This window comes from Nonomuraea terrae, assembly GCF_004348995.1.
Classification (GTDB): Bacteria; Actinomycetota; Actinomycetes; order Streptosporangiales; family Streptosporangiaceae; genus Nonomuraea; species Nonomuraea terrae.
In genome coordinates, this window is sequence record NZ_SMKQ01000002.1 from 1 (window position 1) to 23,040 (window position 23,040).

The 23,040-nt window shown below is 70.4% G+C and carries 21 protein-coding genes, 1 pseudogene and 1 riboswitch; of the genes and pseudogenes, 11 read left to right on the plus strand and 11 right to left on the minus strand.

Annotated elements, in window-relative coordinates; genetic code table 11:
- Positions 1-636: pseudogene (locus E1286_RS00935) on the minus strand (TIGR00374 family protein); the annotation flags it as partial.
- 199 nt (positions 637-835) lie between these two features.
- Here E1286_RS00935 and E1286_RS00940 point away from each other — a divergent pair.
- The gene (locus tag E1286_RS00940) at positions 836-2,842 is read left to right on the plus strand and encodes a molybdopterin-containing oxidoreductase family protein (RefSeq protein ID WP_132608187.1); all 2,007 of its coding nucleotides are present in this window, start codon (positions 836-838) and stop codon (positions 2,840-2,842) included.
- Here the strand turns inward: E1286_RS00940 and E1286_RS51825 are convergent.
- The gene (locus tag E1286_RS51825; protein ID WP_165969509.1) at positions 2,837-3,766 is read right to left on the minus strand and encodes a GNAT family N-acetyltransferase; all 930 of its coding nucleotides are present in this window, start codon (positions 3,764-3,766) and stop codon (positions 2,837-2,839) included. The genes E1286_RS00940 and E1286_RS51825 overlap by 6 nt on opposite strands.
- A 76-nt stretch (positions 3,767-3,842) precedes the next feature.
- Between E1286_RS51825 and E1286_RS00950 the strand changes: the two genes are divergently transcribed.
- Positions 3,843-4,292, plus strand: a complete 450-nt coding sequence (locus E1286_RS00950; RefSeq protein WP_165969510.1) for a hypothetical protein — start codon at positions 3,843-3,845, stop codon at positions 4,290-4,292.
- Positions 4,293-4,294: 2 nt separating this feature from the next.
- Here the strand turns inward: E1286_RS00950 and E1286_RS00955 are convergent, their stop codons facing one another.
- The 3 genes from E1286_RS00955 to E1286_RS00965 all read right to left on the minus strand — a co-directional run bounded on the left by E1286_RS00955 (position 4,295) and on the right by E1286_RS00965 (position 5,941).
- Positions 4,295-4,678 carry a VOC family protein gene (locus tag E1286_RS00955; protein ID WP_132608191.1) on the minus strand — a complete coding sequence of 128 codons (384 nt, stop codon included), beginning with the start codon at positions 4,676-4,678 and terminating at the stop codon, positions 4,295-4,297.
- Positions 4,679-4,710: 32 nt separating this feature from the next.
- Complete coding sequence (locus E1286_RS00960) at positions 4,711-5,025, minus strand: DMT family transporter (protein ID WP_132608193.1); 315 nt, start codon at positions 5,023-5,025, stop codon at positions 4,711-4,713.
- Between the two features lie 33 nt (positions 5,026-5,058).
- Positions 5,059-5,119: riboswitch (guanidine-III (ykkC-III) riboswitch) on the minus strand.
- Positions 5,120-5,143: 24 nt separating this feature from the next.
- Entirely contained in the window at positions 5,144-5,941 is a 798-nt protein-coding gene (locus E1286_RS00965; protein ID WP_246074286.1) for a class I SAM-dependent methyltransferase, read from the minus strand.
- Between the two features lie 101 nt (positions 5,942-6,042).
- Between E1286_RS00965 and E1286_RS00970 the strand changes: the two genes are divergently transcribed.
- Both E1286_RS00970 and E1286_RS00980 read left to right on the plus strand, forming a co-directional pair.
- The gene (locus E1286_RS00970) at positions 6,043-7,848 is read left to right on the plus strand and encodes an acyl-CoA dehydrogenase (protein ID WP_132608197.1); all 1,806 of its coding nucleotides are present in this window, start codon (positions 6,043-6,045) and stop codon (positions 7,846-7,848) included.
- A gap of 652 nt (positions 7,849-8,500) precedes the next feature.
- Positions 8,501-8,725, plus strand: a complete 225-nt coding sequence (locus E1286_RS00980; protein ID WP_132608201.1) for a DUF6458 family protein — start codon at positions 8,501-8,503, stop codon at positions 8,723-8,725.
- On the opposite strand, the gene E1286_RS00985 is transcribed toward E1286_RS00980, so the two are convergent.
- The 4 genes from E1286_RS00985 to pdhA all read right to left on the minus strand — a co-directional run bounded on the left by E1286_RS00985 (position 8,722) and on the right by pdhA (position 12,616).
- On the minus strand, positions 8,722-9,015 hold the full coding sequence (locus tag E1286_RS00985; RefSeq protein WP_132608203.1) for a Dabb family protein: 294 nt from the start codon (positions 9,013-9,015) through the stop codon (positions 8,722-8,724). The two genes, E1286_RS00980 and E1286_RS00985, sit on opposite strands and share 4 nt — an antisense overlap.
- A 115-nt stretch (positions 9,016-9,130) precedes the next feature.
- Positions 9,131-10,537, minus strand: coding sequence for a dihydrolipoamide acetyltransferase family protein (locus E1286_RS00990; protein ID WP_132608205.1), 1,407 nt, complete (start codon positions 10,535-10,537; stop codon positions 9,131-9,133).
- Between the two features lie 10 nt (positions 10,538-10,547).
- Entirely contained in the window at positions 10,548-11,528 is a 981-nt protein-coding gene (locus E1286_RS00995; RefSeq protein ID WP_132608207.1) for an alpha-ketoacid dehydrogenase subunit beta, read from the minus strand.
- Positions 11,525-12,616, minus strand: coding sequence for a pyruvate dehydrogenase (acetyl-transferring) E1 component subunit alpha (gene pdhA / locus E1286_RS01000; protein WP_132608209.1), 1,092 nt, complete (start codon positions 12,614-12,616; stop codon positions 11,525-11,527). The genes E1286_RS00995 and pdhA overlap by 4 nt, the downstream gene beginning before the upstream one ends.
- Positions 12,617-12,865: 249 nt before the next feature.
- Between pdhA and purS the strand changes: the two genes are divergently transcribed.
- The 4 genes from purS to purL all read left to right on the plus strand — a co-directional run bounded on the left by purS (position 12,866) and on the right by purL (position 16,889).
- On the plus strand, positions 12,866-13,111 hold the full coding sequence (purS, locus tag E1286_RS01005; protein ID WP_111182494.1) for a phosphoribosylformylglycinamidine synthase subunit PurS: 246 nt from the start codon (positions 12,866-12,868) through the stop codon (positions 13,109-13,111).
- 221 nt (positions 13,112-13,332) lie between these two features.
- Positions 13,333-13,719, plus strand: a complete 387-nt coding sequence (locus E1286_RS01010) for an ATP-binding protein (RefSeq protein ID WP_132608211.1) — start codon at positions 13,333-13,335, stop codon at positions 13,717-13,719.
- 168 nt (positions 13,720-13,887) lie between these two features.
- A complete protein-coding gene (gene purQ, locus E1286_RS01015) occupies positions 13,888-14,571 on the plus strand; it encodes a phosphoribosylformylglycinamidine synthase subunit PurQ (RefSeq protein WP_132608213.1) in 684 nt (227 codons plus the stop codon).
- 113 nt (positions 14,572-14,684) lie between these two features.
- Positions 14,685-16,889 (plus strand): phosphoribosylformylglycinamidine synthase subunit PurL, encoded by a 2,205-nt coding sequence (gene purL / locus E1286_RS01020; protein WP_246074314.1) that lies wholly within the window; start codon positions 14,685-14,687, stop codon positions 16,887-16,889.
- A gap of 48 nt (positions 16,890-16,937) precedes the next feature.
- On the opposite strand, the gene E1286_RS51100 is transcribed toward purL, so the two are convergent.
- The gene (locus E1286_RS51100) at positions 16,938-17,900 is read right to left on the minus strand and encodes a collagen-like domain-containing protein (protein WP_132608217.1); all 963 of its coding nucleotides are present in this window, start codon (positions 17,898-17,900) and stop codon (positions 16,938-16,940) included.
- A gap of 195 nt (positions 17,901-18,095) precedes the next feature.
- Here E1286_RS51100 and E1286_RS01030 point away from each other — a divergent pair, with 195 nt between their 5' ends.
- The 3 genes from E1286_RS01030 to E1286_RS01040 are packed head-to-tail and all read left to right on the plus strand — an operon-like array spanning position 18,096 to position 22,331.
- Positions 18,096-20,120 carry an adenylate/guanylate cyclase domain-containing protein gene (locus E1286_RS01030; RefSeq protein ID WP_246074290.1) on the plus strand — a complete coding sequence of 675 codons (2,025 nt, stop codon included), beginning with the start codon at positions 18,096-18,098 and terminating at the stop codon, positions 20,118-20,120.
- Between the two features lie 33 nt (positions 20,121-20,153).
- Complete coding sequence (locus tag E1286_RS01035; RefSeq protein ID WP_132608219.1) at positions 20,154-20,816, plus strand: Crp/Fnr family transcriptional regulator; 663 nt, start codon at positions 20,154-20,156, stop codon at positions 20,814-20,816.
- Between the two features lie 45 nt (positions 20,817-20,861).
- Positions 20,862-22,331 (plus strand): MFS transporter, encoded by a 1,470-nt coding sequence (locus E1286_RS01040; protein ID WP_132608221.1) that lies wholly within the window; start codon positions 20,862-20,864, stop codon positions 22,329-22,331.
- On the opposite strand, the gene E1286_RS01045 is transcribed toward E1286_RS01040, so the two are convergent.
- On the minus strand, positions 22,292-23,038 hold the full coding sequence (locus E1286_RS01045) for a methylenetetrahydrofolate reductase (protein WP_132608223.1): 747 nt from the start codon (positions 23,036-23,038) through the stop codon (positions 22,292-22,294). The genes E1286_RS01040 and E1286_RS01045 overlap by 40 nt on opposite strands.
- Between the last annotated feature and the right edge of the window lie 2 nt (positions 23,039-23,040).

Here is a 23,040-nt window from a genome sequence, read left to right on the forward strand (position 1 = left end):
GTTGGGGCTGCCGACGCCGTACAGGGTGGCGTAGCCGATGGCCATGCCGACCAGGACCGTGACGATGGCGCTGGGGATGGTGATCTGGCGGCCGGAGAAGAACGCCAGGATGTAGAGGGCGATCGTGGTCCACATCAGCATCCGCCAGGTGGGGCGGCGGGAGATGCGGACGGCGGTGGCGTACGCGACGACCGAGGTGAGCAGGGTGTTGAGCGGCTCGATGGTGCGGTCGCCGGTGAGCAGCACGCGCAGGTCGTCGAGGGTGCCGGAGATGAGCCACTGCCCGAGCAGGAACGACCCGGCCATGCCGATGATGGCGGCGATCAGCCCTTCGGCGACCCGCAGGCCGTCGCGGTGGAAGACGCGCTCGACGGCGAAGGCGGCGGGCACGATGAGCACGGCCGCGCCGCCGAGGAAGGCGGCGATCCGGCCGAGCGGCGGTACGAGCTCGGCGCCCTCCTTGACGTCGGCCTCAAGGCCGATCAGCGTCTGCTTGGCGACCAGGGCGAGCAGGACGACCGCGGCCAGCACGATGAGCGTGGCGAAGAAGCGCAGCAGGTCGGACGGCCGCCGCAGGCGCTGGGGCAGCAGCGGCTCGACGACGTAGACGTCGGTGTCGGAGCGTGACTGGGCCACGGCGGGATCCCCTTTCTCGAGGTCCTCCGTGTCATCTCGTGCGCTGATATCGGCCACCGACAGTGATTCTGCACCTTCCCGGCCGGACCTGTACGTCGTCTAGCTTGCAGTGTCCTGAGTCGTCCCCGTCGCAGGTGGCAGGCTACACGGTCGCCTTCCCCCGTTCACCTCCGTATTTCCCCGGCATACGCTGTAACGCATGTCGGGTGAACTGAGGGTTTTGGGGGCTTGTCCGCTGGACTGCCCGGATACCTGTTCGTGGGTGGTCACCGTCGAGAACGGCAAGGCCGTCAAGCTCCGGGGCAACCCCGACCAGCCCTACACCAGGGGCGCACTCTGCGTGAAGGTCAACCGGTATCTGGAGCACACGCAGGCTGATGACCGCATCCTGTACCCGATGCGGCGTACCGGGCCGAAGGGGTCCGGGCAGTTCGAGCGGATCACGTGGGACGAGGCGCTCGACGAGATCTCCGTACGGCTGCGCGGCATCGTCGAGCAGCACGGCGGCGAGGCCGTCTGGCCCTACCTCGGCACCGGCACGCTCGGCTACCTGCAGGGTTGTGAGGGCGTGGCAGGGCGGCGGTTCTGGAACATGCTGGGAGCCTCCAAGCACTGGCTGAACATCTGCTCGGCGGCCGGCAGCACCGGCCTGCGGCGGACGAACGGCACCGCGGCCGGCATGGACCCGGAGAACTTCGCGCTGTCCAAGCTGATCCTGCTGTGGGGCACGAACACGCTGACCAGCGGCCACCACCTGTGGAAGTTCATCCAGGACGCCCGCGCGGACGGCGCCCACGTCGTCGCCATCGACCCGATCCGCACCAGGACGGCCGACCAGGCCGACGAGCACCTGGCGATCAGGCCGGGCACCGACGCGGCGCTCGCGCTCGGCCTGCTCAACGTGGTGCTGGCGGAGAACGCGCAGGACGAGGAGTTCCTGGCCGAGCACACCGAGGGCTGGGAGGACTTCCGGCAGGAGATCCTGAGCCACCCCGTCGAGCGGGTGGCGGAGATCACCGGCATCCCGGCCGAGGCCGTCCACAGGCTGGGGATGAGGCTGGCGCACACCCGGCCGACCGCGATCCGGGCCACGCAGGGCCTGCAGCGGCACAAGGGCGGCGGCACCGCGCTGCGCACGATCGCCGCGATCCCCGGCGTGACCGGCGACTGGCGGCACCCGGGCGGCGGGGTGGCGTACTCGACCAGCGACCACGTGCGTTTCACCATCGACACCCGCGACGACCTGCTGGCCAAGCCGGTGCGCACCCGGGTGATGAGCAAGCTGGCCTCGCAGCTCGACGACGTCAAGTGCCTGTGGGTGTACGCCGCCAACCCGGTCGGCTCCACGCCCGACGCGAACGCGATCCGGCGGCAGCTCGAACGCGAGGACCTGTTCACGGTGGTCATGGAGCAGTTCCCGACCGACACCGTCGACTACGCCGACATCGTGCTGCCGGCCACCATGCAGACCGAGCACCACGACCTGCACGCCGGTTACGGCCACCTGTACCTGCTGTGGAACGAGCCTGCCGTGGAGCCGCCGGGCGAGTGCCTGTCGACGACGGAGACGTTCCGCAGGCTGGCTGCGCACATGGGGATGACCGAGCCGTCGTTGTTCGACTCGGACCTGGAGCTGGCCGAGCAGCTGCTGTCGAGCGGGCACCCGTCGCTGGAGGGCATCACGCTCGACCGGCTGCGCAAGGAGGGCTGGGTGCGGATGAACTACCCCCAGCCGTTCGCGCCGTTCGCCGAGGGCTTTCCGACGCCGTCGGGGCGGCTGCGCTTCCCGCCGGCCGGGCAGGCGTACGTGCCGTCGCACACGGCCTCGGCGGGGCGCTCGGCGTACCCGTTGACGCTGGTGACGCCGGCGCCGCACACGTTCCTCAACACGACCTTCGGCAACAACCCCGAGCTGCGGCGGCGGGCCAAGGACCCGGTGGTGCTGGTCAACCCGGCCGACGCGGCGGCCCGCGGGCTGAGCGCCGGGCAGCGGGTGCGCGTGCACAACGACGGCGGCGGGTTCCTGGCCGACGTGGAGATCAGCGACCGGGTGGCCGCCGGGGTGGTGGCCTCGCCGAAGGGCCGCTGGCCCAAGCTCAGCCCCGGCGGCGCCAACCCCAACGCCGTCGTGGCCGAGCGGGACGGTGACATGGGCCGGGGGCCCGGCTTCCACGACAACCTGGTGGAGCTCAGCCCCATCTCATAGGGCGAGCTTGTAACCCACGTGGGACTGGACGAAGCCGAGCCGGTCGTAGAAGCGGTGGGCTTCGGCGCGGGACTTGTCGGAGGTCAGCTGCACCAGCGCGCACCCGCGGGCGCGCGCCCGGTCGATCGCCCACCGGATCATCTTGCCGCCGAGGCCCTGGCTCCGGGCGGAGGCGGCGACGCGTACGGCCTCGATCTGGCAGCGCTCGGCGCCCAGCCGTGACAGCCCGGCCAGGTACGTCAGCTGCATCGTGCCCACCACCTTGCCGTCGATCTCGGCCACGATCAGCTCGTCGTACGGGTCGGCGTCGATCCGGTCGAAGGCGGCCAGGTAGCGCTCGTCGGCGGGGTCGCCCTCGCGCCGGGCCCCGAGCGGGTCGTCGGCCAGCATGGCGACGATCGCGGGCACGTCGTCCCTGCGGGCCTGGCGGAAGATCAGCGACATCACGTACTCGGTCTCAGGGGAGTCGGGGCCGGACTCGCGGGTCAGCACGCCGGTCCGGCCGCTCGGCGTGAACCCCTTGCGGAGGTAGAACGCGCGGCCGCCCTCGTTGGCGTCCACGACCCACAGCCGCACCCGTTCGGCGCCGGCGTCGCGGGTCCAGGCGACGGCCGCGTCCACCAGCCGGGAGCCGGCGCCCGACCCCCTGGCCTCCGGCGCGACCCACATGGACAGCAGGTGTCCCCCGGTCTCCTCCATGCGCAGGCACACCAGGCCCACGTCCGTGCCGTCGCCGGCGCGGGCCACCCACCAGCGCGACTCCGGGTTCGTCAGGCGTTCGGCCCAGGTCTCGGCCGGGAAGGCGCTCTCGCTCTCGTAGGTGGAGGCGAAGGCGTCCGGCGTGTCGCGCAGCGCGCGCAGCCGTACGTGCTTCAGCCGCTCCCCCTCGTCCGGGCCAAGCCGCACAATTTCGATGTTCCTCATGTCCCGCATCATGTCAGGGACGGTTCAGGGTCCGTCCCCGATGCCCCCAGGGTGGGTCAAAAGACAGCATGAGGACATGAACGAAATCAGTCGACGCGATGAGGTCTCGCTGTCGGGCGCCGCGCTGCGCGGCGCTCCTTGGAAGGCCGCCGCCATCGGCGGCGGCGTCGTCTCCGCGACCAGCTTCGGCCTCGGCCTGGTGACGGGCGGCGGCGACCTGTCCTGGGCGCTGGGGCTGGGCATCAGCCTGTTCGCCCTGATCGCCGCGATCGGGTCGGTCGCGCGGCCGAACGAGGGCGACCGGGTGACCCGCCAGGCCCGCCTGTGGTCGTTGCAGCACCCGTGGAAGTTCTCGCTCCTGCCGGCCGGCATCACGGCCGTGCTGGACTACCCGGTGCAGCTCGTGCTCGACGGCGAGGGCGTCTTCGGCGCGGCCGTGGACTCCCTGTGGCACGGCGCGCTCGTCTACCTGATCGCCGGCATTCTGACCGTCACGATGAAGGGACGAGCGCAGTCAGCCCGCTGACCTCAGACCTGCGACTCCCGCTCCGCCTGGCTACGGCAGACGCAGAACTCGTTGCCCTCGGGGTCGAGCATGGTCACCCAGCCGCTGCCGTCGGGCTTGCGGTGGTCCTCGAAGACCGTCGCGCCCTGGCCCAGCAGCCACTCGACCTCCTGGTCGCGGGTCCTGCCCTCGGTGCCGTTGACGTCGAGGTGCAGCCGGTTCTTGACCGTCTTGCCCTCGGGGACGCGCTGGAACAGCAGGAACGGGTCCTGCCTGGTGCGCAGCACGACGTCGTCGTCGCCGGGCTTGTCGCCCTCCCCCAGAGGAAGCCCGGTGACCTTGCTCCACCAGGAGGCGATCGCGTACGGGTCGGCGGCGTCGATGGTGACGGCATGAATCTCGATCATGCCGTCACCCAATCGCGACACCGCCTAAGCCGTCAAGCGAGTGTTCGCAACCCGATCACCCCGGCCAGGATCAGGCCGATGAAGAGCAGCCGCCCCGCCGAGACCTGATCGCCCAGCAGGAGCATGCCGAGCACCGCCGTGCCCGCCGCCCCGATGCCCGTCCAGACGGCGTACGCGGTGCCCACTTCAAGCGTTTTGATGGCGTACGAGAGCAGGCCGAAGCTGAGCACGGCCGTGGTGAGGAACGACAGGCTCCACCACAGATGGGTGAAACCGTTGCTGAGTTTGAGCGACAGCGCCATGGCGACCTCGAAGAGGCCGGCCAGCACGAGAACGATCCATGCCATTGAGATGACTCTCCTGGACCTGAGACCTACACGGATGCGTCGTCTTGGCGTGTCCGGGTACGGCGCGTCTCGTCCGGGAGCCCTGAGGCTCAAAGGGTGAACAGGGCCCATGTGAGGATCATTCCCACCAGATGGTGACCCACCGGTCGCGGGGCAGGGGCCACATGCCGAGCTCCAGCGCGGTCGCGGCCACCTCGTCGGCCCGCGCGGGGTCGAGGCAGGCCCGCCGGCACGCGCTGGCGGCCAGTTCCTCCAGCGAGGAGAACCGTTCGAGCGGCGCCTCTCGCTCCTCCACCCGCACGGCGAAGCCGAGCGCCGCCGCCAGCGCCACGCAGTCTTCCGCAACCGGCCGCACCGGCCGGTCGATGCCGTGGAAGTGCTGCCACAGCGGCGTCAGCCAGCTCATGGGGTGGCGGTGGGTCAGCTCCAGCACGACCCTGCCCTTCGTCCTGGAGTCGAGCGCGCGCAGGAACGGGGCCAGATCGGGCACGTTGTAGACGACGTGCGCGGCCACGCTCACGTCGGCCACCGGCACCCGGTCGGCCACGTCGGGCCAGCGGCCTTCGACCGCGGTGACGGGGACGCCCAGCTTCTCGGCCCGCGAGGTCAGCCCGTCGAGCATGGCCCGCGAGGTGTCCACCGCGTACAGATGGCCGATCCGGCCGCGCAGCGGCAGGGAGGAGGCCCCCGCTCCGGCGCCCACGTCGAGCAGCGTGCCCTCCTCGGGGAGGGCCTCCGCCAGGCGCTGCATGGTGGAGCCGTCGTCGGGCTCGGCCAGCGCCCGGTCGGTACGGGTGCCGAACCTCTGCGGCGAGTGACTCCACGGATCGACGGGAGCCTTGGCCAGGATCTCGTCGGGGATCGCCCACGATTCCAGTCGCTCACGCCACCGGGTGGCGAGTTCTTCGGCGTCCATGACGACGAGCATGCCATGCATGCCCCTGGTTACCCGCGGGTAGCATTCGGGAGTAAGGTTACTCGCCGGTACAACCCCTCGGTTCAAGGAGATCGACGCCCATGGGCCACTACAAGAGCAACCTGCGCGACCTGGAGTTCAACCTCTTCGAGGTGTTCGGCAGACGCGAGATCCTCGGCACCGGGCCCTTCGCGGACATGGACGAGGACGTCGCCCGCAGCATCCTCGACGAAGTCAACCGCCTCGCGACCGGCGTACTGGCCGACTCCTTCGAAGAGGGCGACAGGAACCCGCCCGTGTTCGACGCGGCCACCGCCACCGTCAAGGTGCCGGAGGGCTTCAAGAAGTCCTACAAGGCCCTGGTCGACGGCGGCTGGGCGGCCCTCGATCTGCCCGCCGACCTGGGCGGCCCCGGCATCCCGCGCAGCCTCGCCTGGGCCACCGCCGAGATGGTGCTGGGCGCGAACCCGGCCCTCTACATGTACGCGGCCGGCCCCAACTTCGCCTACACGCTGTGGAAGCTCGGCACGCAGGAGCAGAAGCGCTTCGCCGAGCTGGCCATCGAGCGCAACTGGGGCGCCACGATGGTCCTCACCGAGCCGGACGCCGGCTCCGACGTCGGCGCCGGCCGGGCCAGAGCGGTGCGGCAGCCCGACGGCACCTGGCACATCGAGGGCGTCAAGCGCTTCATCACCAGCGCCGAGCACGACATGTCGGAGAACATCTTCCACCTCGTGCTGGCCCGCCCCGAGGGCCACGGCCCCGGCACCAAGGGCCTGTCGATGTTCCTGGTACCGAAGTACCACGTGGACCTGGAGACCGGCGAGCTGGGCGAGCGCAACGGCGTCTACGTCACCAACGTCGAGAAGAAGATGGGCCTGAAGGTCTCCACGACCTGCGAGCTCACCTTCGGTGACAAGCACCCGGCCGTCGGCTGGCTGGTCGGCGACGTGCACGAGGGCATCAAGCAGATGTTCATGGTCATCGAGCACGCCCGCATGATGGTCGGCACCAAGGCCATCGCCACGCTCTCCACCGGCTACCTCAACGCCCTGGAGTACGCCAAGGCCCGCCTGCAGGGCGCCGACCTGACGCGGCAGAGCGACAAGACCGCCCCCCGGGTGCCCATCACCCACCACCCGGACGTCCGGCGCGAGCTCATGTTGCAGAAGGCGTACACCGAGGGCATGCGCGCCCTGGTGCTCTACACCGCCACGTTCCAGGACACCCTGCTGATCAACCCGGACGACCGGCAGGCCGAGGAGATGAACGACCTGCTGCTGCCGCTGGTCAAGGGCGTCGGCTCCGAGCGGTCGTACGAGATGCTCTCGCGCTCGCTGCAGACGCTCGGCGGCTCCGGCTACCTGCAGGACTACCCGATCGAGCAGTACATCCGCGACGCCAAGATCGACTCCCTGTACGAGGGCACGACGGCGATCCAGGGCATGGACCTGTTCTTCAGGAAGATCCTGCGCAACCGGGGCGCCGCGGTCGGCAGGCTGCTGGCCGAGATCAACGAGTTCGCCGGCTCCGAGGCGGGCAACGGGCGGCTCAAGGAGGAGCGCAAGCTGCTCGCCGAGGCCGCCGCGGACGTCAAGGTCATGGGCGACACCATGGCGGGCTGGGCGATCAGCTCGATGGAGTCGGCCTCGGAGGTCTACAAGGTCGGCCTGAACACCACCCGGTTCCTGCTCGCGCTGGGCGACCTGGTGATCGGCTGGCTGCTGCTGCGCCAGGCCGAGGTGGCCCTGGCCCGGCTGTCGGAGGCCGAGGACCCGTTCTACCAGGGCAAGGTCGGCGCGGCGTCGTTCTTCGCCAGGACCGTGCTGCCCCGGATGGCCGCCGAGCGGCGCGTGCTCACCTCCACCGGCCTGGAGCTCATGGAGCTCCCGGAGGAGGCCTTCTAGGCCGCACCGGCCCACCGCACCGCCAGAACGCCCGCGCGAGTATGCGCGGGCGTTCTGCCATGAGAACTGGATACTCGCCGGATATCGACGTGGAAGGCCCGCCTCCCCCTCCCATGAGCTCGCCTTCCCACGACCATCCGCTGCCGCCGCCGCGCGTCGAGGAGGTGTCCGACGGCGTCCACGCCTATCTGCAGCCCGACGGCAGCGGGCCACGATCGTCGGCCGCGAGGGCGCGCGCGAGCAGATCCTCGCCGACGGCGTGCCGAGCTACCTCGGCGCCTGGTCACCGGACGTCGAGTGGGGCCGCCAGGAGTGCGGGCCCGAGGCGTACGACCGGGTCGAGGGGTTTCTTCGGTTCGTCCAGGGGACCCCGCGGCGCGCCAGGGCGGCGGGGCCCCGTGGAGACGGCCGGGAGACGGACCTCGGCGAGTGGGGCGGCCTGCTTGACTCCGAGCGGGCAACCTGTACCGCGCCTACGCCGAGCTCGACGGACAGCCGCTCGGCGCGCCGATCGACCTGGCCGCCGCCGTGCTCGACGTGATCACCTGCAACGGCGGCCTGCCGCTGTCGTGCCTGGCCTGATTGCGACGGGTGGACCATCTATACCCGGGTATGACCCTGGCTGTACTCGCTCATTGCCTGGAGGTCGCTCATGGGTGTCGGGGTCAGCATCTTCTTCCTCACGCTCGGCGCCATCCTGAGGTTCGCGATCGAGCCTGACGTGTTCGGAGATGCCGTCCACATGGACATCGTGGGCCTCATCTTCATGATCGTCGGTGGCGCGGGCATCGTGCTGAGCGTCGTGCTGGCCCCGAGGCGGGGCCGCACGTCGGACGACCGGCTGATGCACCGCGAGAACCGGCCGCCGGAGATCTAGAGGCTCAGCTGCGCGGCGGCGCGCGAGGCGAGGATCGGCTTGATGCGCTCGGCAATGACCGCCTGGTGCCGCGGGTCGTCGCGGTAGACCAGGAAGTCGTCGGCACTGTCGAAGTCGGCCACCACCGCGAAGTCGTAGTTGCCCTGGCTGATGCCCGCGTCGGGGGCGGCGGCGAAGGAGCGGATCTGCGGGATGAGGCCGGGCAGTTCGTCGAGCGCGGTGGCCACGGCGGCCTTCTGCTCGTCGGTGGCCTCTGCGGTCCAGGTGAACATCGCGATGTGGCGGATCATGCCGGTCACTTTATCGATGTATCTGAGGGCGGGTCCTGCCGCTCTGGCATGAGTGGGTGCGGGTGTCCCGCCACGGCGGCCGCCGGGGGAGGGGTCCTCCCGGCGGCCGCCGGATTCAGCTCCAGGCGAGCATGCGGAGGGGATCCTCCAGCATGGCGCCGACGTCGCGCAGGAACGACGAGCCGAGGTCGCCGTCCACGATCCGGTGGTCGAACGAGAGCGACAGGGTGGCCACCTTGCGCACCGCGAGCTGGCCGTCGACCACCCACGGCATGTCCCTGACCTGCCCGAAGCCGAGGATGGCCGACTCGCCGGGGTTGAGGATCGGGGTGCCGCCGTCGACGCCGAACACGCCGATGTTGGTGATGGTGATCGTGCCGCCGGACATCTCCACCGGCTGCGTACGGCCCGCCCTGGCCGTCTCGGTGAGCTCGGCCAGCGCCGCGGCCAGCTCGGGCAGCGCCAGGGTGTGGGCGTTCTTGACGTTGGGCACCACCAGCCCGCGCGGGGTGGCCGCGGCGATGCCGAGATTCACGTAGTGCCTGACCACGATCTCCTGGGCCGCCTCGTCCCACGACGAGTTGATCAGGGGGTGGCGGCGTACCGCGGTCAGCATCGCCTTGGCCACCAGCAGCAGCGGCGAGACCTTGACCTCGGCGAAGTCGGGCAGGGCGCGCAGCCGCCGCACCGCCTCCATCGTCTCGGTCATGTCCACCTGCAGCCACGTGCTCACGTGGGGGGCGGTGAACGCGCTGGCCACCATGGCCTGGGCGGTCATCTTGCGCACGCCCTTGACCGGGATGCGCTCCTCCCCCTCCTGCGGCCGCGTGGCGACCGGCTGCGGCCCCGCGGCTGCGGCGTGGACGTCCTCGCGGGTGATCGAGCCCTCGGGGCCCGTGCCCGAGACCTCCGACAGGTCGACGCCGAGGTCCTTGGCCAGCTTGCGCACCGGGGGCTTGGCCAGGACGGCGGGACGCCGCGGCGGCGCGGGAGCGGCGGGCGGCGGGCCCTGCGCTGCCGGGGCCGCGGACGGCGGGCCGTCCACCTCCACCCGGGACGGGTTCGCCACCGGGTTGGCCGGGATGCCGCGCGACGGCGGCTCCTTGCGCGGACGGCGCCTGGTGGCCCCGGTCTTGACGCCGTAGCCGACCAGGACCGACTGGCGCTCCTCCTTCGGCGCCGGGCTGCCGTGGGTCCCGGGCTCTACCGCGCCCTCCTCCGGCGGATTGGGCACCACCTTCTCGGCGTCCTCGGCCGACGGGCGCGCGGGCTCACCGCCCGGCTCCGCCGTGTCCACGGCGATGATCGGCATGCCGACCTCGACCGTGCGGCCCTCCTCCGCCAGCAGGGCCCCGACCACGCCGTCCCACGGGATGGGCAGCTCCACGATGGACTTCGCCGTCTCGATCTCCACGACGATCTGGTTGACCTTGACCTCGTCGCCCGCCTTGACGTGCCAGCGGACGATCTCCGCCTCCGTCAGGCCCTCGCCGACGTCGGGGAGCTTGAACTCGCGTCGCATCGCACTCCCCTCAGTAACCGAAGGTCCGGTCGACAGCGTCGAGCACCCGGTCCAGATCGGGCAGGTAGTGCTCCTCCAGCTTCGACGGGGGGTAGGGGGTCGAGAAGCCACCGGCGCGCAGCACCGGAGCCTCCAGGTGGTAGAAGCACCGCTCCGTGATCCTGGCCGCGAGCTCCGCGCCGAAGCCGCTGTTGACCGGCGCCTCGTGCACGATCACGGCCCGCCCGGTCCGGCGTACGGAGTCCATGACCGCGGGCTCGTCCAGCGGGTTGAGCGAGCGCAGGTCGATCACCTCCAGCGAACGCCCGTCCTCCGCGGCCGCCGCGGCCGCCTCCAGGCACGTCTTGACCATCGGCCCGTAGGCCAGCAGCGTGACGTCGGACCCCTGGCGTACGGTCCTGGCCGCGTGCAGCGGTGTCCACCAGTCGGCGGAGGAGGTGTCGACGTCGGCCTTCTCCCAGTAGCGGCGCTTGGGCTCGAAGAAGATCACCGGGTCGTCGCTGCGGATGGCCTGCTGGATCATCGTGTACGCGTCGGCCGGGTTGGAGCACGCCACTACCCGCAGGCCGGCCGTGTGGGTGAAGTACGCCTCCGGCGACTCGCTGTGGTGCTCGACCGCGCCGATGCCGCCACCGCAGGGGATGCGGACGACGACCGGCAGCTTGATCGCGCCGAGCGAGCGCATCGGCATCTTGGCCAGCTGCGTGATGATCTGGTCGGCGGCCGGGAAGACGAAGCCGTCGAACTGGATCTCGCACACCGGGCGGTACCCGCGCAGCGCCAGACCGATCGCGGTGCCGATGATGCCCGACTCGGCCAGCGGCGTGTCGATGACGCGGTCCTCGCCGAAGTCCTTCTGCAGCCCGTCGGTGACCCGGAAGACGCCGCCCAGCTTGCCGACGTCCTCCCCCATGATGAGGACCTTGGGGTCGTCCTCCATGGCCTTGCGCATGCCCTCGTTGAGCGCCTTGGACAGGCTCATGGTCGTCATGCCTGGAACCCCTCCAAATACGCGGCGAACTGGGCGCGCTCCTGCTCCATCAGCGCGTGGGGCTCGCTGTAGACGTGGTCGAAGATGGCGAGCGGCCCGGGGTCGGGCAACGCCAGGCAGCGCCGGCGCAGGTCGGCGCCGAGCTGGTCGGCCTCGGCGGCCACGGAGTCGAAGAACTCCTGGTCGGCATGCTCGTTCTTGAACAGGTACGCCTTGACCCGCTCGATCGGGTCCTTGAGCTTCCACGCCTCCAGCTCGCTGGCCACCCGGTAACGGGTCGGGTCGTCGGTGGTGGTGTGGGCCCCCATCCGGTACGTGAACGCCTCGACGAGCGTCGGCCCCTGCCCGGTGCGGGCCGCTTCGAGCGCCTTGCGGGTCACCGCCAGGCAGGCGAACACGTCGTTGCCGTCGACCCGGATGCCGGGGAAGCCGAAGCCGGAGGCGCGGCGGTAGAGGGGGATGCGGGTCTGCCTCTCCAGCGGCTCGGAGATGGCCCACTGGTTGTTCTGGCAGAAGAACACGATGGGCGCGTTGAACACGCTGGCCCAGATGAACGACTCGTTGACGTCGCCCTGTGAGGTCGCGCCGTCGCCGAAGTAGACGATGGTGGCGGCGTTGGCGTCGTCGCGCTGGATGCCCATCGCGTAGCCGACCGCGTGCAGCGTCTGGCTACCGATCACGATCGTGTAGAGGTGGAAGTTGTGCTCCTTCGGGTCCCACCCGCCGTGGTTCACTCCCCTGAACAACCCGAGCAGCTTCACGGGGTCGACGTCGCGGCACCAGGCCACGCCGTGCTCGCGGTAGGTGGGGAAGGCCATGTCGGCGTCGGTCAGCGCGCGGCCAGAACCGATCTGGGCCGCCTCCTGACCCAGCAGCGAGGCCCAGATGCCCAGCTCGCCCTGGCGTTGCAGGGCCACGGCCTCCAGGTCGATACGCCGGACGAGCACCAGGTCGCGATAGAGCGACCGCACCTCCTCCGGCGTCAGGTCGATGTCGTAGTCGGGATGCTCGACCCGCTCCCCTTCCGGGGTAAGCAGCTGGACGAGATCCGGAGGTGCCTCGGCACCACGAGAGGCGTCGGTTGTCACGTGCCACTCCTGCTGGTCAGGGCCGGTCTCGGTGGGGTTGCCACCTTAGCCAGGCCTCCTCTGCGACGAACCGGGAGGTGTTGATTCGTACGCGTTCGGGGCCATCGTGGCAGACATCACAGCCCGGTGCGCAAGCCCCATGTCCTCCCCGTTCCCGTTGTGTCGTCGGCCACACGCGCCGTCAGGCGGCCGTTGCGCGCCGGTAGGCTGTCCTTCCCATCACCCCGCTCGCTCCCAGGAGGAACGCACGTGGCCCGCGTCATCGTGGACGTCATGCTGAAGCCCGAGATCCTCGACCCTCAGGGCCAGGCCATCGCCAGGGCGCTGCCCCGGCTCGGTTTCTCCGGCGTCTCCTCCGTGCGCCAGGGCAAGCGCTTCGAGATCGAGCTCGAAGGCGCGGCCGACGAGGCGGCTCTCGCCGAGGTACGCAAGATGGCAGAGACACTCTTGGCCAATACCGTGATTGAGGACTACAGCGTCCGGGTTGAGGGGTAGAAGTCACATTTGGGGCACTGGTTTCCCCCTGGGGGGTTAAAGTGGGGTTCGGACGTGTCACAATCCCACGGGCGTGCCAACACTAAATAACAACAACGTGATTTTGCGGTTAGCCCCAATTTCACAGGGAAACCTACTCCAGGTGACATTCCGGAGCCCGGAGGAGTCCGGTGGATATTGAGTTCTCGTTGGCACTGCCTCGGAATGCGATCGGCATACCGATGGTCAGGCGGGTGCTGGGCGACGCGATGCGTTCACTCCACGTGAGTGAGACGTGCATCGCGGACATGCTGCTCGCCGTTTCCGAGGCTTGCTCCAACGCCGTCCGGCACGGAGGGCCGGCCAACCGCTACGAGGTGACCGCGTCGATCGGCTACGGCCAGTGCGACGTCCGCGTCGCCGACAACGGCGAAGGCGTCCCGACGATGCCCCCCTGTTTCCCGCCTCCCGACACCGAGAACGGCCGCGGCCTGCTGATCATGCGTTCGGTGGTCGACGAGATCTCCTTCGGCGTCACGCCCGGCCGGGGCACCACGGTCCACCTGCGCAAGCTGCTCGCCTGGGACGACGAGGCCGACGCCCGTCCCCGCGAGCTGGCCGCAGTCTGACCTGCCGCCCGTTCTGCCGCCCGTTCTGACCTGCGCCTCCGTACGGCCTCTGAGCCGATGCGGACCACCTGGCAGCACCCGTTAGGCTGGATTACACCGCCGCTGACCACCGTCCACCCCGAAGTGACGGTGGCGCGTGCGCGCGCATCCTCGGAGGGGACGACTGTCATGAGCGCTGCCCGTGTGGGCGTAGTCACGTTTCCAGGAACTCTCGACGACCAGGACGCCGCCAGAGCCGTTCGCCTGGTGGGCGCGCAGGCGGTTCCGCTGTGGCACGCCGACCGCGACCTGAACGGGGTCGACGCCGTCTTCCTGCCCGGCGGCTTCTCCTACGGCGACTACCTGCGCTGCGGCGCCATCTCCCGGTTCGCGCCGCTCATGGAGGAGATCGTCCCGGCCGCGAAGGCCGGGCTCCCCGTGATCGGCACGTGCAACGGCTTCCAGATCCTGTGCGAGGCGCACCTGCTGCCCGGCGCGCTGACCCGTAACGGCTCGCTCCACTACGTCTGCCGCGACCAGAAGCTGCGCGTCGAGCAGACCGCGACCGCGTGGACCAACGCGTTCGAGGCGGGCCAGGAGATCGTGCTGCCGGTCAAGCACGGCGAGGGCCGCTACGTAGCCGACGCCGACACGCTGGCCGCGCTAGAGGCCGGCGGCCACGTCGTCGTGCGCTACCTCGGCGGCAACCCCAACGGCTCGCTCAACGACATCGCCGGCATCCGCAACGAGGCCGGCAACGTCGTCGGCCTCATGCCCCACCCCGAGCACGCGGTGGAAGAGCTGGTCGGCGCCCCGAGCACCGACGGCCTGGGCTTCTTCACGTCCATCCTCAAGAACCTGGTGAACGCATGAGCGAGCGCAGCGAGCGACCCAGCGAACACGGCGACGAAGTCGGTCGTCCGACCGACGCAGGAGGGCGGACGACCGACAGCGTGGTGCGGGCGGCCGCGACGCCCGACGAGCCGATGCCCTTCGCCGAGCTGGGGATGAAGCAGGACGAGTACGACCGGGTCAAAGACATCCTGGGCCGCCGTCCCACCGGCGCCGAGCTGGCCATCTACAGCGTCATGTGGTCCGAGCACTGCTCGTACAAATCGTCCAAGGTGCACCTGAAGCAGTTCGCCACCAAGGCGCCCAAGTCCGAGGCGCTGCTCGTGGGCATGGGCGAGAACGCCGGCGTCGTCGACATCGGCGACGGCTGGGCGGCCACGTTCAAGATCGAGTCGCACAACCACCCGTCCTACGTCGAGCCGCACCAGGGCGCTGCCACCGGCGTCGGCGGGATCGTGCGCGACATCATGTCGATGGGCGCCCGCCCGATCGCCGTGATGGACTCCCTGCGCTTCGGCGCGGCCGACGCGGTCGACACCCGCAGGGTGCTGCCCGGCGTGGTCGAGGGCATCAGCCACTACGGCAACTGCCTGGGCCTGCCCAACATCGGCGGCGAGGTCGTCTTCGACCCCTGCTACATCGGCAACCCGCTGGTCAACGCCCTGTGCGTCGGCCTGCTGCGCAAAGACCAGATCAAGCTCGCCACCGCGCCGGGGCCGGGCAACAAGGTCGTGCTGTTCGGCGCCTCCACCGGCCCCGACGGCATCGGCGGCGCGTCCGTGCTCGCCTCTGCCACGTTCGAGGACGAGTCGCAGGCCAAGCGGCCCGCCGTGCAGGTGGGCGACCCGTTCATGGAGAAGCTGCTCATCGAGTGCTGCCTGGAGCTGTACGCCGCCGACGTCGTCGTCGGCATCCAGGACCTCGGCGCGGCCGGCGTCTCCTGCGCCACCACCGAGCTGGCCGCCAAGGGCACCGGCGGCATGGACGTCGACCTCAACCTCGTCCCGCTCCGTGACCCCTCGCTCAGGCCCGAGGAGATCCTCATGAGCGAGTCGCAGGAGCGGATGATGGCCGTGGTCCGGCCCGACGACATCCCCGCGTTCATGGCGATCTGCGCCAAGTGGGACGTCCCGGCCACCGTCATCGGCGAGGTGACCGACACCGGCCGCCTGGTCATGACGTGGGACGGCGAGGTCATCGTCGACATCCCTCCGGGCACCGCGGCCGACGAGGGCCCCGTCTACGAGCGGCCCTTCCACGAGCCCGCCGGGCAGGCCGCGCTCAACGCCGACGCGCCCGACCGGCTGGAGCGCCCCGCCGACCTGCGGGCGACGCTGCTGAAGCTGCTCGGCTCGCCCAACCTGGCCTCCAAGGAGTGGGTGACCTCCCAGTACGACCGCTACGTCCGCTCCAACACCGTGCTGGCGCAGCCGGCCGACTCGGGCATGCTGCGCATTTCCGAGTCCATCGCCGGGGCGGAGCCGACGACGCGCGGCATCGCGCTGGCCACCGACGGCAACGGCCGTTACGCCAAGCTCGACCCGTACGCGGGGGCGCAGCTGGCGCTGGCGGAGGCGTACCGGAACGTGGCCGTGACCGGGGCCAAGCCGCTGGCCGTCACCAACTGCCTCAACTTCGGCTCGCCCGAGGACCCCGAGGTCATGTGGCAGTTCGCCGAGGCCGTACGCGGGCTGGCCGACGCCTGCAAGACGCTCGGCGTGCCGGTGACCGGCGGCAACGTCTCCTTCTACAACCAGACGGGCTCCACCGCCATCAACCCGACTCCGGTCGTGGGCGTGCTCGGCGTCATCGACGACGTGGCCAAGCGGGTGCCGACCGGGTTCGTCGCCGAGGGGCTGCGCGTGGTGCTGCTGGGCGACACCCACGAGGAGTTCGGCGGCTCGGAGTGGGCCCACGTCGTCCACCGCCACCTGGGCGGGCTGCCGCCGCAGGCCGCCCTGGAGGCGGAGCAGGCTCTCGCGACCGTGCTCGTCGAGGCGGCGAGCCGCGGCCTGCTGGAGGGCTCCCACGACCTGTCCGACGGCGGCCTGGCCGTCGCGCTCGCGGAGTCCTGCCTGGCGCGAGGCGTCGGGGCCTCGGTGGAGCTGTGCGGTGACGCGTTCACCGAGCTGTTCAGCGAGTCGGCGGCGCGGGCGCTGGTCGCGGTGCGGCCGGAGGCGTACGACGAGTTCGCCTCGCTGTGCGCGCGCCACGAGGTGCCCTGCTACGGGCTCGGCGTCACCGGCGGCACGTCGCTGGTCGTCAAGGACGTTTTCGAGGTGCCGGTCGAGGAGCTGCGCGAGACGCACTCGGCGGCGCTGCCGGCGCTGTTCGGCTGACGGTTTCACGGAAGGGCCGGCACGGGGTCACCGTGCCGGCCCTTCTCGTTACGCCTTCTTCAGGCAGACGACGTAGACGGTGCCGCTGACGCTGGTGCCGCTGACGCCGGGCCTGCCGCCCGCCGGTGTCTCGGAGGACGAGCCGAACGCGCCGCCCTTGGGCTCATCGCCGCCCTTGGTGTCGTTGACGTCCTTGTTGCCGTTGTCGTCCTTCGCCACGGTGACGGTCCAGCCGCCGGAGCCGCTGGGGGCGCTGCTCATGACGACGGCGTTCTTGAGGGTGTCGAAGGAGAAGCCGCCGCCGGTGGCCATGCCGCCGTTGCCGCAGCTGACGCTCTGCGCTCCGGTCGAGCCGATGGACTCCGTCTTGGTGTAGGAGACGTAGCTCGTCCCGGAGTCACCCTTCGGGCCCCGGGGACCCTGGGGACCGCGGTCGCCCTTCGGGCCCTGAGGGCCGGGGGCGCCGTCCTTGCCCGGCAGGCCGTTCTTGCCGTCGTCGCCTTCGGGACCCCGCGGGCCGGTCGCACCCCTCGGGCCCTGCTCGCCCTTCGGGCCCTGCTCGCCCTTCGGGCCCTGCTCGCCCTTCGGTCCCTGCTCGCCCTTCGGGCCCTGCTCCCCCAGCTCCCCCTTCGGACCCTGTGGGCCGGGATCGCCCTTGGGGCCCTGCGTGCCCTGCCTGCCGTGGGGGCCGGTCGGGCCCGTGTCGCCCTTGACACCCTGCGGCCCTTGCGGGCCCTGCGGGCCGCGCGGGCCCGTCCGGCCCTGCTCGCCCGTCTGAACGGTGGTGGTCGAGGTGCCACCGCCGCCGACCAGGATCCGGACCTCGGTCTTGCGGCACTTGGTGGTCGGGTTGACGATGCGCGCGTACCGGGACTTCTTGTGCACGCAGGCGTGCACCTCGGCGGCGGCGGACGAAGCGGTGGCGACGCCACCCACGGTGAGAAGCGAGGCGGCCAGCGCTCCGACGGCAGCGAGCGTGACCGTACGCCCACCGCGAACCTTGATAGCCACGGTTGTCCTTCCAGGAACCAGTGATGCTCATGGTGTGCATGAGAATCACGCTTCAACCGTTCCAACGGATGGCGGTCATGACATAACGCATCCATCACAAAACGGAGCGTTACTGACCAATTTGACCAGCTGTTAGCCACTTATTGAGTAAAAGTACGCATTGGTAACGAGTTGGTAGCGAGGATAATCAGGTCTGTGCCAACCCCTGATCAAGCTCCGTACCTGCCGCCGGCCACCCAACCCGTGCGAGGCGGCGTCTGGGTCATCCACCTGGCTTTGCCGCTGCTCGGCCTCTGGCTGCTGCTGGCGCAGCCGGACATCAACATCGTCTGGCAGCACAACCCCAGCCACTTCTGGATGATCCTGGCCGTCGCCGGGATCAGCGTCGTCCTCGGCTTCCTCGTCAGCGAGACCTCTCGGCAGCGGCAGGACGCGCGGCTGTTCCTCGTGTCCATGGTCTTCCTGAGCAGCGCCGGCTTCCTGTTCCTGCACGGGCTCGCCACGCCGAAGATCATCCTGCCGGCCGGCTCGGTGGGGTTCGACCTGGACCACCAGGTGGGGCTGTCGATCGCGGCGGTGTTCGCGTTCGCCTCGGCGTTGCCGCTCGGCGAGCGGGCCGCCAAGGCCGTGCTGGAGGCCCAGAGCGCCATCCGCGCCGTGCTCGTCGCGTTCATGATGCTCTGGGGCGTCGCGTCGCTGGTGCCCGGGCTGACACCGCTCAGCGCGCCGCCGGAGATCTCGCCCATCGACTGGCTGATGTGGGTGTCGGTGCCGGGGCTGGTGTTGTTCACGGCGGCTAGCGTGATGATGTTCCTGCTGCACCGGCGGCGCCCGTCGGCCATGCTGGTCAGCCTGCTCACCGCGTACGCGCTGCTGGCCGAGGCGATGATCGCGGGCATGTCGCAGCTCAACTGGCACCTGTCGTGGTGGGAGTGGCACATCCTGCTCACGCTGGCCTTCGTGTTCGTGGCCTACAGCGCGTACCTGCAGTTCAGGCGCGAAGGGTCCAGCGCCGGGCTGTTCGACTCGGTGGCGTTGTCGGGCACCGTGGCGCGCATCCGCCGCGACTACGACCAGGCCCTGGAAGAGATGGTCGAGCACGTACGCCGAGGGGAGCCGCTCGCCGCGGCCCGGCTGTCGGGCAAGTTCCGGCTCAACGAGGGCCAGGTCGCGGTGCTCGACCGGGCGGGCGAGGCGCTGGCCCACGAGCGGGAGCTGTCCCAGCGGCTCTCCGCGCTCGTCGAGGTGAGCGCCCAGACTCGGATCGGCCTGCCCGAGGACGAGCTGCTGACGGCCTCGCTGGACCGGGCGCGGCAGGCGTACGGGGACGTCAAGATCGCCCTGGTGTCCGGCGGCAAGACGCAGGTCGGCTCGCGGGAGTACCAGTTCAAGGACGGCAACCCGATCCGCCGCGACGGGCTGCTGGCCTTCCCGCTCACCGTCAAGGGCAACCTGGCCGGCGTGCTGGAGGTGCCCGTCGGCGGCACCCGCCAGGACGAGGCCCTGGCCGCGACGCTGGCCGGGCAGCTGTCGATCTCGCTGGAGAACGCCCGCCTCTACCGCGAGCTGGACACGCTCTTCCACCAGTACATGTCGCCCGACGTCGCGCACGCGCTGCTCGCCGACCCGTCGCAGGCCGAGCTGGGCGGCCAGCTGAAGGAGCTGACCGCGCTCTTCGCCGACCTCAAGGGCTTCACGACGTTCTCGGAGAAGGTCTCGCCCGGCGAGATCGTGGAGATGCTCAACCGCTACCACACGGCCGCCGTGCCCTGCATACTCAACAACGGCGGCACGATCGTGCAGTTCGTCGGTGACGCGCTGCTGGCCCTGTTCAACGCCCCGGCCACGCAGGCCGGGCACGCGCACGCGGCCTGCCGGGCGGCGCTGGCGATGCAGCGGGCCGCCGCCGAGGTGGCCGAGGAGATGTCCTGGAAGCGTGAGGACGGCATCGAGTGGCCGACGTTCCGCGTCGGCGTCAACACCGGCCCTGCGCTGGTCGGCAACATCGGCAGCCCTGAGCTTCGCGGCTTCAACGCGATGGGCGACTGCGTGAACGTGGCCGCCCGCCTCCAGGGCATCGCCGAGCCCGGCACGGTGGTCATCGGCGAGACCACGCTGCGGCAACTCGGCGATGGCGTGAAGGTGAAGCCTCTGGGACCGCTGAGCCTGAAAGGCAAGGAGGAGCTCGTCACCGCGTACGTTCTGACCGACCTGCAATAAAAGAGCAATACGGGAAGCGTCATAATCGGGCGCATGGTTCCAGAGCCCGGAGAGTTCCTGTCCCTGCTGACCGCCGAGGAGATCGAGGCCGTCCGCGCGGCCGGACGGCTGCGCAAGTGGGATCGGGGCGCCACCGTCATGAACGAGGGCGACACGTCCGACTGGGTAGTCGTCCTGATGGAGGGGCGGGTCAAGGTCTCCTCCCACACTGACAGCGGTACCGAGGTCGTACTGGCCGTACGCGGCCCCGGTGGCATCCTCGGCGAGCTGTCGGCCATCGACGGCTCGCCACGTTCCGCCACGGTGACCGCGTTGGAGCCGATCGCCGGCATCGTGGTGCGCGACTTCGCGACCTTCCTCGAGAACCACGGGAGAATCGCCGTGCTCCTCATGCAGCACGTCAGCTTCCGGCTGCGCGACGCCGACCGCAAGCGCATCGAGTACGGCGCGTACGACACCGCGGGCCGGGTGGCCACGCGGCTGCTGGAGCTGGCCGAGCGCTACGGGGAGCAGACCAGCGCCGGCGTGCGCGTGGCGCTGCCCCTGTCGCAGGACGAGCTGGCCGGCTGGACGGGCTCCTCCCGCGAGGCCGTCAGCAAGGCGCTGCGCATGCTGCGCGACCGCGGCCTGATCGAGACCGGCCGCCGCCGCGTCGTCATCCACGACATCGAGGGCCTGCGCAGACGCGCCAGGTAACCCCCGTAACAATTCGGACGTACGTCGTACGTCATAGTGGAGGTCATGGTCGCGGTCACCCCCCGAGAAGGCAGCAGCCTCCGCTACGCCTGGCAGGTCTGCGCCGTCACCAGCCTGGGCCTCGTCCTCATCGGTATCGCCGGCAGCACGCTCAACGTCGCATTACCCACGGTCGTGCGGCACTTCCACGCCGACGCGATGGAGTCGAGCTGGATCCTGCTGTCGTTCCTACTGGTCAACACCGCCAGCGTGGTGTTCTTCGGCCGCGTGGCCGACCTGCTCGGCCGGCGCGAGGTCTACCTCGCCGGATTCGCCCTCTTCACCGTGGCCTCGTTGCTGGCGGGCCTGTCGCCGGACGTGTGGTTCCTCATCGCGATGCGCGTGCTGCAGGCCGTCGGCGCGGCCATGATCCTGGCGAACGGCACCGTGATCATCACCGACGCGTTCCCGCCGGAGAAGCTCAGCCAGGGCATGGGCGTCTACTTCGGCGTGATGTCGGTCGCGCAGCTGGCCGGGCCCACCGTGGGCGGCCTGATCGCGGAGACCGCCGGCTGGCAGTGGATCTTCTGGGTGAACGTGCCGGCCGGGCTCATCGCGCTAGCCGTCGGCGCGGTCATCCTGCGCAAGATGCCCAAGCAGCCCAAGGAGCCGGTGGACGCGCTCGGCAACATCCTGGTCTTCGCCGCGATGTCCGCGGCGCTGCTCGCCCTGAACGAGACCGGCACGGGCGGCCTGACCAGCCCCGTCGTGCTGGCCGGTGCGGGGGTGTTCCTGGCGCTGCTGCCGCTGATCGTCCTGGTCGAGCGGCGGGCGTCGAACCCGGTGATGAGGCTGCAGCTGTTCGCCGGGCGGCTGCTGGCCTGCGCCAACCTCGCCTCCTTCTGCAACTCCCTCGCGCGCTCGGCGCTGGTGCTGGTGGTGGCGCTGTACTTCCAGGCGGCCCGCGGTGTCGACGCCTTCGAGGCCGGCCTGAGCGTGCTGCCGGTGCCGATCGGGCTCGGGGTGGCCTCGCCGCTGGTGGGCGTGCTGGGGCGGTGGGTGTCGCCGTACGCGCTGTCGATCGGCGGGGCGACGCTGAGCGCCGTCGGTCTCGGCACGCTGATGCTGACGGCCGACCCGGCGACGCCGTACTGGTTGATCGCGATCGGGCTCTTCGTGGCCGGCTGCGGCAGCGGGACGTTCCTCACCGGCAACACGACCCAGGTCATGCAGGCGCTGCCGACCGGCAGCCTCGGCGTGGTCAACGGCTTCCGCGTCATGATCATGAACGTCGGGATGGTGATCAGCGTCGGCCTGTCGCTCAGCGTGCTGTCCGCCTCGGTCGGCCCCGAGCTGCGCGCCCAGGTGTACGCGGGCACGCTGTCGAAGCTGTCACCGGTCGCCGTGGAGCAGCTGATGGGCGGGTTCCAGCGGGCGTACGGGGTGCTCTTCGCCGTGGCCGTGGCCGGCGCGGTGCTGGCCGCGTTCGCCCGCTCTCAGAGGACGCCGGCCAGCCTCGACTCCACGTCGCGGTAGCGCGCGACCGGGACGAGGTGCACCCCGGCGAACGCGCCCGACTCGCGCAGGGCGAGCACCTGCTCGCAGGCCGCCTCCACGCCCACCATCCGGTCGGCGGACACCTTGTCCACCAGCTCACCCGGGATGTCGATGTCGGGGATGGCGGCGGCCAGACCGCGCGCGTGGTTGGCGCTGGCCAGCACCATCACCCCGGCGTAGACCGGCATGTCGACCGGGTGGGCCTCCCGCCACCGCAGCTGCGCCTCCACCGAGAAGCTGACCTGGGAGAACAGGAAGTCGGCGGTACGCTTCCAGGCCGGCACCGGCCGGAGCGCGGCCGCCGCCCCGAGGCGGAACTCGGGCGAGAACTCCCGCGCCTCCTCGATCATCGACCGCACCGTCAGGTCACTCGTCCGGTTCCCGCTCGTCGGCTTGTCGCCGTAGACGAAGAGGAACTGGTCCACGCCGTACGCCGCCGCCGTCAGCAGGTCGCGGCGGAAACCGAGCAGGTTGCGGTCGCGCGAGTTGAGGCAGGCGATGCCGCGCCCGCCCATCGCCTCGACCTCGTGCGCCACGGCCACGCTGGAGACGGTGGCGCGGCCGATGTGGTTATCGGGAATGAGGAACGCGTCCGCGATCGTGGTCAGCGTGCCGATCTGGTGGCGTACACGCTTCAGATCGGGCTTGGTCGGGGGTTCGATCTCGCAGATCAACTCGAAGGTCACGA